Source organism: Devosia sediminis (genome assembly GCF_016411825.1).
In the GTDB taxonomy this organism is placed as follows: Bacteria; Pseudomonadota; Alphaproteobacteria; order Rhizobiales; family Devosiaceae; genus Devosia; species Devosia sediminis.
Genome location: NZ_JAEKMH010000006.1, coordinates 1 through 12883 on the forward strand (window position 1 = coordinate 1; position 12883 = coordinate 12883).

At 62.7% G+C, this 12883-nt stretch carries 13 protein-coding genes and 1 tRNA gene; 8 read left to right on the forward strand and 6 right to left on the reverse strand.

Features of this window, described 5'->3' with window-relative positions:
- Positions 1-129: 129 nt before the first annotated feature.
- The gene (locus tag JEQ47_RS19130; protein WP_198878050.1) at positions 130-435 is read right to left on the reverse strand and encodes a hypothetical protein; all 306 of its coding nucleotides are present in this window, start codon (positions 433-435) and stop codon (positions 130-132) included.
- The gene (locus JEQ47_RS19135; RefSeq protein WP_198878051.1) at positions 432-1169 is read right to left on the reverse strand and encodes a division plane positioning ATPase MipZ; all 738 of its coding nucleotides are present in this window, start codon (positions 1167-1169) and stop codon (positions 432-434) included. The genes JEQ47_RS19130 and JEQ47_RS19135 overlap by 4 nt, the downstream gene beginning before the upstream one ends.
- A gap of 149 nt (positions 1170-1318) precedes the next feature.
- On the opposite strand from JEQ47_RS19135, the gene JEQ47_RS19140 reads away from it, so the two are divergent.
- From JEQ47_RS19140 to JEQ47_RS19155, 4 genes are all read left to right on the forward strand, one after another.
- Positions 1319-2230, forward strand: a complete 912-nt coding sequence (locus tag JEQ47_RS19140) for a hypothetical protein (protein WP_198878052.1) — start codon at positions 1319-1321, stop codon at positions 2228-2230.
- The gene (locus JEQ47_RS19145) at positions 2217-2684 is read left to right on the forward strand and encodes a hypothetical protein (protein ID WP_198878053.1); all 468 of its coding nucleotides are present in this window, start codon (positions 2217-2219) and stop codon (positions 2682-2684) included. The genes JEQ47_RS19140 and JEQ47_RS19145 overlap by 14 nt, the downstream gene beginning before the upstream one ends.
- A 121-nt stretch (positions 2685-2805) precedes the next feature.
- Positions 2806-3270, forward strand: a complete 465-nt coding sequence (locus tag JEQ47_RS19150) for a hypothetical protein (protein ID WP_198878054.1) — start codon at positions 2806-2808, stop codon at positions 3268-3270.
- Positions 3257-4903, forward strand: a complete 1647-nt coding sequence (locus JEQ47_RS19155; RefSeq protein WP_198878055.1) for a recombinase family protein — start codon at positions 3257-3259, stop codon at positions 4901-4903. Before JEQ47_RS19150 ends, JEQ47_RS19155 begins: the two co-directional genes overlap by 14 nt.
- Here the strand turns inward: JEQ47_RS19155 and JEQ47_RS19160 are convergent.
- The 3 genes from JEQ47_RS19160 to JEQ47_RS19170 form a co-directional block, all read right to left on the reverse strand.
- A tRNA-Arg gene (locus JEQ47_RS19160) sits at positions 4874-4950 on the reverse strand. The two genes, JEQ47_RS19155 and JEQ47_RS19160, sit on opposite strands and share 30 nt — an antisense overlap.
- A 124-nt stretch (positions 4951-5074) precedes the next feature.
- Positions 5075-6499: a sensor histidine kinase gene (locus JEQ47_RS19165; RefSeq protein WP_198878056.1), complete on the reverse strand. Its 1425-nt coding sequence runs from the start codon at positions 6497-6499 to the stop codon at positions 5075-5077.
- 61 nt (positions 6500-6560) lie between these two features.
- Complete coding sequence (locus JEQ47_RS19170; protein WP_198878057.1) at positions 6561-8003, reverse strand: FAD-dependent oxidoreductase; 1443 nt, start codon at positions 8001-8003, stop codon at positions 6561-6563.
- 218 nt (positions 8004-8221) lie between these two features.
- Here JEQ47_RS19170 and rpmH point away from each other — a divergent pair, with 218 nt between their 5' ends.
- From rpmH to yihA, 4 genes are all read left to right on the forward strand, one after another.
- Positions 8222-8356: a 50S ribosomal protein L34 gene (rpmH, locus tag JEQ47_RS19175; protein WP_086470424.1), complete on the forward strand. Its 135-nt coding sequence runs from the start codon at positions 8222-8224 to the stop codon at positions 8354-8356.
- Between the two features lie 15 nt (positions 8357-8371).
- Positions 8372-8776, forward strand: a complete 405-nt coding sequence (gene rnpA, locus JEQ47_RS19180; protein ID WP_198878058.1) for a ribonuclease P protein component — start codon at positions 8372-8374, stop codon at positions 8774-8776.
- Positions 8773-10605 (forward strand): membrane protein insertase YidC, encoded by a 1833-nt coding sequence (gene yidC / locus JEQ47_RS19185; protein ID WP_198878059.1) that lies wholly within the window; start codon positions 8773-8775, stop codon positions 10603-10605. The genes rnpA and yidC overlap by 4 nt, the downstream gene beginning before the upstream one ends.
- 67 nt (positions 10606-10672) lie before the next feature.
- A complete protein-coding gene (gene yihA, locus JEQ47_RS19190) occupies positions 10673-11317 on the forward strand; it encodes a ribosome biogenesis GTP-binding protein YihA/YsxC (RefSeq protein ID WP_198878060.1) in 645 nt (214 codons plus the stop codon).
- 66 nt (positions 11318-11383) lie between these two features.
- On the opposite strand, the gene JEQ47_RS19195 is transcribed toward yihA, so the two are convergent.
- Positions 11384-12877 carry a methyl-accepting chemotaxis protein gene (locus JEQ47_RS19195; RefSeq protein ID WP_198878061.1) on the reverse strand — a complete coding sequence of 498 codons (1494 nt, stop codon included), beginning with the start codon at positions 12875-12877 and terminating at the stop codon, positions 11384-11386.
- Positions 12878-12883 lie beyond the last annotated feature (6 nt).

Genomic DNA, 12883 nt, shown 5'->3' on the forward strand with positions numbered 1-12883 from the left:
GTGGACCCGTGGACCCGTGGACCCGTGGACCCGTGGACCCGTGGACCCGTGGACCCGTGGACCCGTGGACCCGTGGACCCGTGGAAGGGAGTGTTGCTGGGGCCGAGGGACGTCAACCCTTATTTGGTATCAGGTGAAATCTAGCTCATCGATCGTGCTCTTGGCACGGCTATCGCGCCCACCCTTTGGTCGCAAATAATCCCGGAACCATGACGCAAGTTCAAAGAGGCCCGCACGCGCATCGGCCTTGAGGCCTTGGTCGATGTAGCGGGCGATCAAAGCATTGACCGATATATCGTCCGCATCAGCCTTCTGCTTAAGCGCGGAAATCCCGGCACGCGGCAACCGGAGGCGAACTTCGCGCACATTCCAGACCTCGCGATCACACGAGGTGGATTCTTGCATTTGCTGTTCCGGCAAATCGGTCGTCATCATGCTGCCTTCCGCTTTTGTGCCTCGGCAAAAATCGCGGTGAGAAGCTGGCGCATCTCGCGATCGCCGATATCGTCCGGCATATATTCGGAAACGCCCAGACCGCGCTCCATCGCATCCATATATTGCACCCGCCGCCCCACAAAGGCAGGCAGCACCGCGCCCTGCTCGGCATAGCGCGCCACATAGTGACGGGTCCGCGGCAGCGTATCCCTGATGACCATGTTGAGTGCGATGCTCGAGGGCGTCGTGGACACGGCCCAAAGGCGGCGGATCGGTTCAGTTGCCTGCAGATCCAACGGTGACGGCTGGGACGGGGTCAACATGAAATCGGCCAGATTGAGGGCTTGCTTCATGCCCGCCATATCCCGGCCAGGCGTGTCGATGACGATGAAGGTAAAGCCATTCCGTTCCGCCCAGAGAATGGCTTCGTCAATGCGTTCCAATCGCGCACGGCGCACAACCACTCCATCCGCCCCCCGCAGCTTAGCCCAGCGCATGCAGGATTGCTGGCCGCTATCGCCTTCGATGTCAGTGTCGAAGATGATGGTCTTGAGTCCACACACATAGGCGGTCACCGCAAGATTGACGCCCAGCGTGCTCTTGCCAGATCCACCCTTCGATGCTCCCATCAGCAGAATAAAGCGATTGAAGCTGGGCGGAAGCTGAATGGGCTTGGTATCGTGTGAACGAGGCATGACCGAATCTTGACCTCCTTGATTGATATAAACAGCCAAATTTGTCCCCAAGCTCGTCTTCCCCGTGCCACCCTTTGCTCCCGCCATTCCTAAAACATGCATGTCGGGTCCTCACTTGCACAACACTTTAGTACGCCGTACTATACTCTTGCAAGATGCCTCATCGGATCTATCGTTAACTGAAAACCATGCACCCTCTCAAAGACGCCCGCACCCGCAACTTGGGCTGGGTAGATGTTGCCAGACACACCAAAATATTGCTGTCAAGCGAACCCGGCTCCGGGCAGCCAGTGGGCATTCGCGCGGCCGAAACCCTAAGTGGCTATTCCACGAACCAGCTCCGGCGCATGTTGGCCGGCCTAGCGTTCCTCGACGCATTGCAGGCGACAGACCCGGCCCTCGCGACCTGGCTGGGAGAGCCGGGATTTTCGACAGCCGAGATGCTTAGCAAGCTTTGGCGCCAAGACCAGGATGGCACTGTCGCTTATTTGCGGACTGAACCCAAGCTGAACTATGCCTCGCTCTACGCACGCCATAAGGAGCAGACGAGCCGTAGGGCGTCCCCGTCGCAGGGCGGCAAGCGGTCCAGCCAGAAATTTCAAAATCAATGGCTTGAATGGGTGAGGCAGCAGCCAGAGTCTTTCGCGCCACTTGGCTTGGGGAACTATTCAATAATTCGTCCTGGCACTGCGCATGCGTACTGCAAACCATCGGTCATTTCCAAATTCATACCGCTTGGACCCGAACGGCAAGCTAAGTGGATCGGGATCGACTTCATTGACGATCCGGTTTGGCGTCCGGACACCACATGGCGGAGAATGATGGTTCTCGCGACCGAAGCGACCTTTCTCGATCTCGTGCTGCTCGTCGTCGCGGTCGATAGAGGTGTTATCGGCGAGAAGGCTGCTCACTGGCAAATAGATAGAATGGTACGCGACCTCGGCATCACCAACCTAGAAGTCGTGCCCGTTGAAGGCATGCGACTTCACCCCATCGGCGAGATTAAGGCGGACGCTCCCACACCGGACCGCAGAGGTGGTTGGAGCCCGCCACGCCTTTGGCGCGACATTTTGGAGATAGGGGCCAATGACGAAATCTGACGGCATAGCAGACGTGAGCATTGACGACCTCGTCGTAAATCTGGGGGCAATTGCCTCTCCCGCCGATATCGAGCTGATCACAAAATACCTCGAACTCGAAATCGGTCAGACCGCAAAGGATTCCAACGCCCGGAACAAAGCCAACCTGCGGACCAAACACTACAAGCTGCGTAAGTTGCTCCTGCGTGAACCAAGCTCGCAGCAGATATTGCAGGCCTGCGCATATGCCGCCTTTGCCCGTTATAGCACTGAAACGCCCTCATCGAAGCCGATCGTCTTGGAGGTCCAGGAACTTCTGGTCGCTGCCGGCTTCGACAAACAACGCACGGTCGCAGCAATGGCGCGTCTTGTCACCGATGCGAGTGTCCGAAAGGCCGCTTGGGTGGCGCGCACCAGAAGCGCGATGAGAGTGGCCATCGTGGAAGCCATAAGATCGGTCAGGGCGCAAGATTGAAGCAACGTCGTCACCAAGTGACCGTCACTTAGTATGAGGAGGTAACGGGGGTGTAGTGCGGATTGCCGTCACCAGGTGCATGATATCGACCAGATACGATTGCAAATGCTGGCACACGGGATTGAAAGCGCGTCAGCCCCGCAGAAGAGGATCTGGACAAGATTCTGATTTTTTCTACAAAATTGCGTTTGTCCTGGATCGAAAAATCGACAAGCCTGAGAGCGTACCCAGGCCGAACATCCTGATCGCCCGGGTGCCGCTCGGGGTCAGGTGCCGAAACTTCTCCCGCACCAGCCAGTGGTCAATCTCCGATGTTGTAGGCCACTGGCTGGGGCGGGGCACCAGGATATCCATGGCGTTGAAACCACCCGGGCCTCTGGCGCCAGGCGTTTCGCACGCCAAGCCAGTTTTGAAGACGTCGCGCCCGAGCACCGGCGCTCCACTGTCAACCGTAGTGGAAATGTCGGTTGAATTTGATTTCGGTGTCGGACTTGAAGTGTCCGCCGCCGAAGCCGACCTCTACCTCCACTGGGCCAGCGATCTGCTGGCTCCGGCAACGGATAATGATGACGATGGCAATAGCTAGCCGCGCCAGGCCGAAAACCAATCCTAACCGGCTTCGCGCGGTGGGCTATTGCCGCGTCAGCACCAAGCGCCAGGCCGACCATCAGATCTCGCTCGAAGAGCAGGACAAGAAGATCGACGCCACTTGCGTGCTGCGAGACGCCGACCTTGTCGAGACCTTCATTGAGCCGGGCCTCACCGCACGTGTAGATCGGCGCCCCGAACTCAAGCGCATGCTCGAATATGCCTGCGATCCGGCCAACCGCATCGATCTCGTCATTGTCTATGCCTTCAGCCGCTTCTTCCGGAATGCCAGGCAGTATCTGAATTACAAGGAAAGGCTAAAGGAAGCTGGTGTTCGCCTGGTCTCGGCGACCCAAGATATTCCCGAAGGCCCCCATGGCGAATTGATGGAAACCATCCTGGCAGCCTTCGACGGCCACCAGAGCGAGGTCAATGCCGGCATTGTCCGCGATATGATGATGGCCAATGCCGAGGAAGGCTATTGGAACGGCTCGGCGCCGCCTTTCGGCTATCGCACAAAGGTTGCCCTGGTGCTGCGCCGTAAGGAGAAGAAGGTCCTGGAAATCGACGAGGAAGAGGCTGCCATCGTCAATAAGGTGTTCCGGCTCTACCTGCGTGGCCATGAGGGCGGCGGCCCCATGGGCATCAAGGCCATCACCACCCATCTCAATACCAAGGGCTACCGCTATCGCGGCAAGGCCTTCTATACCGCCTCGGTCGAACGCATCCTCAAGAACGAAGCCTATATCGGCATCCACTACTATAATCGCATCGACAGCCGGACCCGCAAGGTTCGGCCGCCCGCCGAATGGATCAAGATGGAGGTGCCCTCCATTGTCGAAGCGGAAACCTTCGACGCTGTCCAGCGCACCCTTCAGGCGCGCAACCCCAGAAAGACTGCCCCCCGCGTCGTCACCGGCGCCACGCTCCTGACCGGCATCGCTGTCTGTGAGAAATGCGGCCGCGGCATGATGCTGCGCACTGGCAAGGGTGGACGATACCGCTATCTGACCTGCGCCAAGAGGGCCACCGAAGGCACTGGCTGCGGTCATTCCATCCGCATGGATAAGGTCGATGAACTGGTCATCAAAGCCATGGAAGACCACGTCTTCAGGCCTGATCGTCTCACCGCCATCCTGGAAACCATGACGGACCGGACTGACGATACCCGCCAGCAGCTCGAAGCCGAGATCGACCGTCAGCGTATCGCGGTCGGCGAGGCTCAAGCACGACTTGACCGGCTCTATGACGCCATCGAAGCTGGCGTCGCCGAACTGCACGACCCCAGGTTCAAGGAACGCGTCGATCTGGCCAAGCTACAGATTCGGGAAGGAACTGCCAATCTTGCCTCCCTACGTCAGCGCCGAAGTGTCAAAGCCGAACTGTCTCCGGCCATGGTCCGGCGCTTCTCTTCAGGGATACGGCGCCGGCTCCGCGATTCCGATCCGTCGTTTCGCCGCACCTGGGTGCATATGTTCGTTAGCAAGGTCACGATCGGTAGGGACTGCATCCGCATTTGCGGACCAAAGGACCAGCGTTTGAAAGCCGCTTCTGACGGAGAGGATTCCGCTCGGGCAATGGTGCCCACTTTTGCACGAGAATGGCGCGCCCGAAGAGATTCGAACTCCTGACCCCCAGATTCGTAGTCTGGTGCTCTATCCAGCTGAGCTACGGGCGCGCAGGCCGACGATGCGGCGGGCTTCTTTGGGATCGGGCGTCTGGCGCTTCCGATCGAAGCGGGGCAACCCATACATTGGCCTCCGGGCCATTGCAAGCGGGTCGGCGCGATTTTTGTGGAAGGTTTATGTCGCGGCCCGGCGCTGCGGCAGGGTGATGTCGAAGCGGGTGCCCAGGGCCTGCTCGGCCAGCGCCAGTTCGCCCCCATGGGCCTCGACGATTTCCCGCGCGATGGCGAGGCCGAGCCCCGTGCCGCCGGCGCGTGCCGAGCCTTCGAACGCCACGAACAGGTTGGCCCGGGCGCGTGGCGGCAGACCCGGACCATTGTCGGATACGGAGATCACAACGCGCTCGTCATCGCTCGTGGCTGAAACGACAATCGCCGGATCGGCGATATCGGAATGGGCCTCCAGCGCTTCGCGCGCATTCTTGAGCAGGTTGCCCAGGACGCGTCCCATCTGCCCGGCATCGACCTCGACGATCAGTTCGCTGTCCACCTCGTTGCTGAAGGCCAGCAGGGGATTGCCGGAAGCCCGCGCTTCGAATGCCGCGTCCTCGACCACGGCGCGCAGCGCCACCGGCGCAAAATTGGGCGCCGCCGCAGTCTCCCGGCCGTAATCGAGCACCGACTGGGCAAAGCCGATGGCCCGATCCAGCGTGGTGACGAGACGCGGCGCCAGGCGCTGCACCTTGGGATCGTCAAGTGTCGCCACCTGGTCCGACAGCAGTTGCGCCGAGGTGAGGGTGTTGCGCAGGTCATGGTTGATCTTGGCGACCGCGAGGCCCAGATCGGCCAGGTGTCGACGCTGCCGCAGCATGGAGAAAATCTCGTTCTCCATGGCCGCCAGTTCCCGCTCCAGAATGCCGATTTCGTCGCGCCGCAGCGAGGGTGTGAGAATGAGCGCGGCATTCTCCGGCGATTTACGGAAGGACAGCATATTGCCCGTAACGCGTAGCACCGGGTCGATAAAGAGGCGGCTGACCAGCACATAGAGAACGAACGCCGTCACCGCCGCGATGCCCAGCGACACAAGGGCAATGGAGCGAGAATAGTCCAGCATCTCGCGCCGGAGCGGCGTTTCCGACATCAGGAGTTCGACGAGGCTTTCCTCCATGTCGCCCGCGCCCACGACGCGCAGGGTGCGGCCCGGTCCGGCGAACAGCGTGTCGAGGGCCCCCCAAATCTGGGTCGGCAAGTCGCTGAGCCGCAGGTCGGCGGTCACCACCTCGTCGGGAATGACCGGCTCGGTCAGTTCGATCAACTGGCTCTGCCCCTCGCGCCGATAGACGATAGCATAGGCATCGGCCGAGTTGAGCAGTCTGTCGGTGAGGTTGCGCGGCAGCGCCATGACATCGGGCACGGCATCGAGCACGCGTGCCGCCACGATCCCGACCCGGAGGCGGTCTTCGAGCCAGTTGGTGCGGAAACTGGCGAGCGAGGGCAGGTAGACCACGATCTCGACGAGCAGAATGACGCCGATGATCGTGGCGATCAGCTTGCTGGAGAGGCCCGAGAACCGACCGGTCATGACGCTGGGCTGAACTTGCATTGCCCCGATCCTATGCCGTTCGTCGCCTGCCGTCAGGCGGTTTGTTGTTGTCGCAGCGCCGCTAGAGACCGATCAGGCGCCGCAGGGCGCCGCGCCGCTTCTCCCAAGGAGATACGATGCGCTCGGCCATCCGGTTTTCCGCCAGCGCCACGACGCTGGCGAAATGGCTTGGATGCGGCAGCGGAATATCGGCCAGAGCATCGACCGGAATGCCCCGGTCCATGGCCAGCGCCAGCACTCCGGCAAGGTCCGCCGCGCCGGTGCCGACGACGCTGGCCCCGAGGATACGCCCCTTCGCATCGGCCAGCACCTTTATCAGCCCTTTGGCCTCGCCCCGTGCGCTCAGCATGTCGTTTTCGCTGAGATTGGCACGGATGATAACATGCCCCGGCGCCAGCCGGGCCGTATCGGCCGGCAGACGCCCGATCTGGGCCAGTGGTGGCTCGGTCAGCACCAGCCGCGCCGGCGCAGCGGGACGGTGCCGGGGGCGCCCGGCCACCAGCGCCTCGACCACGGAGCGGCCATGCGCGAGCGATTGCTGCCACTGATCGATGCCCGCGGCGATGCCTGCCACACGCACCCGCCGATTGCTGGTCTGGCCGAGTGCACCGGTTGCGTAGCGCATGGCCTGGCCCCGTACGGGTCGCACCCCGGCCGTGTCGAGACCGAGCCCGCTGATGCTGGCCACGCGGCCGTCGGCAACGAGGATATGCGACAGGTCAAGGCTCACCTCGCCCCCTTCGTCCTTGTCCGCGATGGCGCCGATTCCCTGGGATCGCGGCTGCACGTGGCGCACCCTTGCGCCATCGATCACCCGCACGCCGTCCTCGGCCAGAGCCTGCATCCAGATACTGGCCGTTTCGAGGTCGAACCCGGCCAGCGCGCGCCCCTGGGGGACGACCGTCACGTCGGACCCCAGCCGCGCATAGGCCTGGGCCAGAGCCAGCCCCTCCGCGTCGCTGCCGATCACCAGCAGGTGCGTCAGCTTGCGGACATTGTCGAGCAGGGTATCGGGCGTGAAATGTTCCGTCATTTCGAGCCCGGCAATATCGGGCACCACGGCCTGACCGCCGAGCGCCAGGAGATAGGCCTGCGCCTTGATCTGCGTCTCGCCCACCACCAGCGTGGCAGAATCGGCGAAGTGGGCCGGTCCTGAAATATAGTCGATTCCCACCGCTGCCAGCCGCTCCGGACTGTCGAGGACTGCCCGTTCGGCGACCAGTTGGCGGGTTCGTTCCTGCACCGCCTTGAGATTGACCTTGGGATCGACGGCAGCCAGCCCAAGCGCCGCGCCGCGCCGCATGGCGGCCGCGCCCGCGGCACTGGCGGCCAGGGCAGCAACGCGCAGGGCCCGCTGCGGGCCATCGCCCGCTTCGGCACCGCCGCGATCGACCAGGGTCACGCTCGATCCGAGGCGCCGAGCATGCTGCGCCAATGCTATGCCCAGGGCACCTGCACCGACAATGCAGAGCTCGGGTCGTGATATCTCAGCCATATCCGCCATGGGGCCAGAACCAATGCTGCTCTTATGCGGGGGAAAGCCTGCCTTGACAACAGGGCCAGAAGGCGTGATCCGGGTGCCGAGGCGCGTTGACTTGGGAGACTCTTTTCCCTATAGACGCCACCAACCCGGAAGACGGTGCATCTGTCCGCCGTCGTCATCCATTCTGCTTTCTAGCAGCACCAAACTAGAGGAACCGTGCGGTAGCGCGGTCTGATGTCATGAAGCGTACATACCAGCCCTCCAAGCTCGTGCGTGCCCGTCGTCACGGTTTCCGTGCCCGTATGGCCACCAAGGACGGCCGTATCATCCTGAACCGCCGTCGTGCGCTCGGCCGCAAGAAGCTCTCGGCCTAAGGGAAACCTGGCCGGATGACGGCCGACCTTTCCCAGCCGCGAGCATTGCGCCGCCTCAAGCGGCGCGCGCAGTTTTTGAGAGCCGCCCGGGGCAATCGCGCCGGGCGCTCTGCGTTTGGGCTGCAGGTCATTGCCGCGCCCGAGGATGACGCCGGTATCGGCTTTACCGTCACCAAGAAAGTCGGCAATTCGCCCGAGCGCAATCGCATGAAACGCCGCCTGCGCGCCGCTGCCGCAGCTTGCGCGCGTGACTTTGTGCCCGGACATGACTATGTGCTCTTGGCGCGGCGCGAAGCCCTTGGCCAGCCCTTCGAGAGAATGGTGGCCGATCTTTCCAGCCTGATCGCTCGTGTGCATGACACAAAGTCAGGCGACAACAGAAATACTCCCGGCCGCGGCCAACGGAAACCGAGACCATGAACTCTGACAATCGCAATGTCATCCTTGCCGTCGTGCTCAGCATGATCGTGCTGTTCGGCTGGCAGTTCTTCATTGCCGGCCCGCAGCTCGAGCAGGCCCAGCGCCAGGCCGAGATCGCCGCCCAGCAGCAGGCCGAGGCCGAGCAGCTTGCGGTTCCCGCGACCAATCCCGATGGCACTGCCGCCGCTCCCGCCGCCGACGCGCCGCTGGTCTTTGCCGATACCGCCACCGCGCTGGCCGCCTCCGAACGCGTCGCGATTTCCACCGCTGACCTCGAAGGCTCCATCAACCTGACCGGCGCCCGCATCGACGACCTGCGCCTGCGCCAGTACCGCGAAACCACCGAGCCGGATTCGGCCATCGTCACCCTGTTGAAGCCCGCCGGCCTGCCTGATGCCTATTTCGTCGAGCAGGGCTGGGCCGCAGCCGCCGGCTCCACCGTAGCCGTGCCCGATGGCCAGAGCGTCTGGACCGTCGAAGGCGACAATGCCTCGCTGACCGCCGGAACCCCGGTCACCCTCGTCTACGACAATGGCGCCGGTCTCATCTTCCGCCGCACCTTCGCGGTGGATGACTATTATCTCTTCACCGTCACCCAGTCGGTGGAAAATACCGGCACCGGCGACGTGGCCCTGTTCCCCTATTCGCGCGTTGTCCGCCACGGCAACCCGAAGGTGCAGAACTTCTTCATCCAGCATGAAGGCCCGATCGGCGTCCTGGGCACCAACAACTATGTCGCCCGCAAGTATGGCGACCTGCAGAACGAGCGCCAGGTCGATTGGGCCTCCACTTCCGGCTGGCTCGGCATTGCCGACAAGTACTGGGCCACCGCCGTGCTGCCCAATCCCGAAGCGACGATCAATGCGCGCTTCTCCTTCACCCAGCCCAACGGCACCAATGTCTTCCAGACCAGCTATGTGGAAACCCAGCCGGTCATGGTCCCTGCCGGTGGCACAGTCAGCCACGAGGCCCATGTCTTTGCCGGCGCCAAGGAAGACAGGGTCATCAACACCTATCAGGAAACCTACGGCTTCGACCGCCTCGACCTCCTGATCGACTGGGGTTGGTTCCACTTCCTGACCAAGCCGATGCACTGGCTGCTGGTCACCCTGTTCGGCATCCTGGGCAATTTCGGCCTCGCCATCCTGGCAGTGACCGTCATCGTCAAGGCCATCTTCTTCCCGCTGGCCAACCGCTCCTATGCGTCCATGGCCGCCATGCGCCGCGTGCAGCCGGAAATGAAGGCCCTGCAGGAGCGCTTCAAGGACGACCGCGCTGCCCAGCAGCAGGCGATGATGGAGCTCTACAAGAAAGAGAAGATCAATCCGCTCTCTGGTTGCTGGCCCATCCTCATCCAGATCCCGGTCTTCTTCGCGCTCTATACCGTCATCTTCATCTCCATCGAGATGCGGCACGCGCCCTTCTTCGGCTGGATCCAGGACCTCGCGGCACCCGATCCGACCAATATCTTCACCCTGTTTGGTCTGATCCCCTGGAACCCGACCGCCCTGCCGATCATCGGAAGCTTCCTGCATCTGGGCGTCTGGCCGGTCATCATGGGTATCACCATGTGGGTGCAGATGCGCCTCAACCCGCCCCCGCCGGATCCGACCCAGGCCGCCATCTTCAACTGGATGCCCGTCATCTTCACCTTCATGCTGGGCACTTTCCCGGCCGGTCTGGTGATCTACTGGGCCTGGAACAACACCCTGTCGATTGCCCAGCAGTGGTTCATCATGAAGCGCCACGGCGTCGAGGTGAACCTGCTCGGCAACATCATGGATGCCTTCCGGCGCAAGCCAAAGCCGGCCGAGCCCACCAAGAGCTGAGCCCGCAGCAACCAGATCAAAAGGCCCGCCGCATCGCCGGCGGGCTTCCTCTTTGAGGGTAACCACCATGACGCAGCCCGATTATTCGCCCCACATCATCGAACGCGGACGCCTGATGTTCGCCCGCCCCTTCCTGTTCGTGAAGGGCTGCGTCAAGCTGGCCGACCTGCCGCCCATGGACCGGGTGGAAATCGCCTTTGCCGGCCGCTCGAATGTCGGCAAGTCGAGCCTCATCAATGCCCTCTGCGGCACCTCGGGGCTGGCCCGCACATCCAACACGCCGGGCCGCACGCAGGAGCTCAATATCTTTGAGAGCCAGAGCGAGAACCTTCGGATCGTCGACATGCCGGGCTATGGCTATGCCAAGGCTCCTGAGCCCAAGGTGAAGGCCTGGACGGCGCTGATCCACCAGTATCTGACCGGACGCGCTACCCTCAGGCGCGTCTACGTGCTGGTCGACAGCCGCCACGGCCCCAAGGACAATGACCTCTCGGTCATGAACGAACTCGACCGCGCTGCGGTCAGTTACCAGGTCGTCCTCACCAAGATCGACAAGCCCTCCGCCAAGGAGCTGGAGGCCAATATCGCCGCCACCCGCGCCGCTATCGCCAAGCGCCCCGCTGCCCATCCCGATGTCATCCTGACCTCGAGCGAAAAGGGCGACGGCCTGACCCATCTGCGCAGCGAAATCGCCCTCCTGCTCGAGAGCTGAGGCGCGCGGCAGCCGACAAACAAAAAGGGCGCCCGAAGGCGCCCTTTGCTTTTCCATGCGTGACCCTCAGGCAGCGCGGCGCTTGCCCGCTGTCTCGGCTGCCCGCTCGATGGTAAAGACGGCCACGATGCGGTCGAGCTCGCCGGCCTGCGCCTCGGTCTGCTCGATGGCCGCATTGGTTTCTTCCACCAGCGCCGCATTGTGTTGGGTGATCTCGTCCATCTGCCGCACCGCGACATTGACCTCGTCAATCGCCACTGCCTGCTCGCGGCCGGCCGCAGCGATTTCGCCGATGAGCGTAGCGCTTTCGGTGACCGACACATTGAGCGCGCTGATGCGCTCGCCGATCTGCAGAACCACCTGCGTGCCCGATTTGACTTCACCGACCGACAGGTCGATGAGCTGCTTGATCTCCGAGGAGGCTTCCGCTGCACTCTGGGCGAGGCGTCGCACTTCCACGGCGACCACGGCAAAGCCCTTGCCAGCTTCCCCGGCCCGCGCCGCTTCCACCGAAGCATTGAGCGCCAGGAGATTGGTCTGGAAAGCGATGTCGTCGATCAGTCCGATAATGTTGGAGATCTTGGCCGAGGAGGCCGAGATTTTTTCCATGGCGGCCTTGGCAGCTTCCATGGCCGCCCCGCTTTCGAGCGCAATGCGCGAGGCCGAACTCACAGCTTCATTGGCACTTTCGGCGCGCCTGGCATTGGCACCGACGGTGGACGAAAGCTGTTCGACCGTGGCCGAGGTTTCCTCGACCATAGCCGCCTGGCGGCTGGTGCGCTCGGAAAGGTCGTTCGAGCCGGCCAGGATTTCGCCGGTGGCCGTCTTGAGGCGGCGCGAAGTTTCCTGCAATTCGCCCATCACCCGCGCCAGTCGGTCGGCCACCGCATTGGTATTGTCGCGCAGTGCCGCAAAGGCCCCGGTAAAATTGCCCGTCACCCGCTGGCTGAGATCAGCCTGCGCCAGACCCGACAGCACCTGCCCGCTGGCGGTCAGCCCGCCATCCAGAGCTGCGAGCAGCGCATTGACCTCGAGGGCAAGCTGGCGCAACTCGCCCTGCTCGTAGTCGCTCTCGACCCGCTCACTCAGATTACCCTGCATTACCGCCTGCAGCACTGCCCGCAGGTCATCGGTCAGCCGGTCGGAGGCGCGGCGGCGCTGGCCATCGGCGACACCCCGCTGGCGCTCGCTTTCCTCCAAGGCCGACTGCTGGATTAGCGCCTCGCGGAACCGGCCGAAGGCATCGAACATCACGGTAAGCTCGTCCTGCGCCTTTTGCGCCGGAATGACGACGTCGGTCTGGCCCGAAGTCAGCGCGCCCGTGATCTGCACAAGGCTCGCCAGCCGCTGCGCCACCACCTTGCGGAACAGCAGGAACACTGAAAGGCAGCCAGCCGCAGCCGCTGCCCCGGCGGCAAACAATGGCGCGATGATCGCCATGTTGCCTACTGCCAGCAACTGCACCAGCGCCACACCGCCGAAACCGACGACGAGAACACCGAACACCAGAAAGGCGAGGACGAGTTTATGAGTGATGGAAAGTTGGCCGAAGCGGCGCATGGAAAG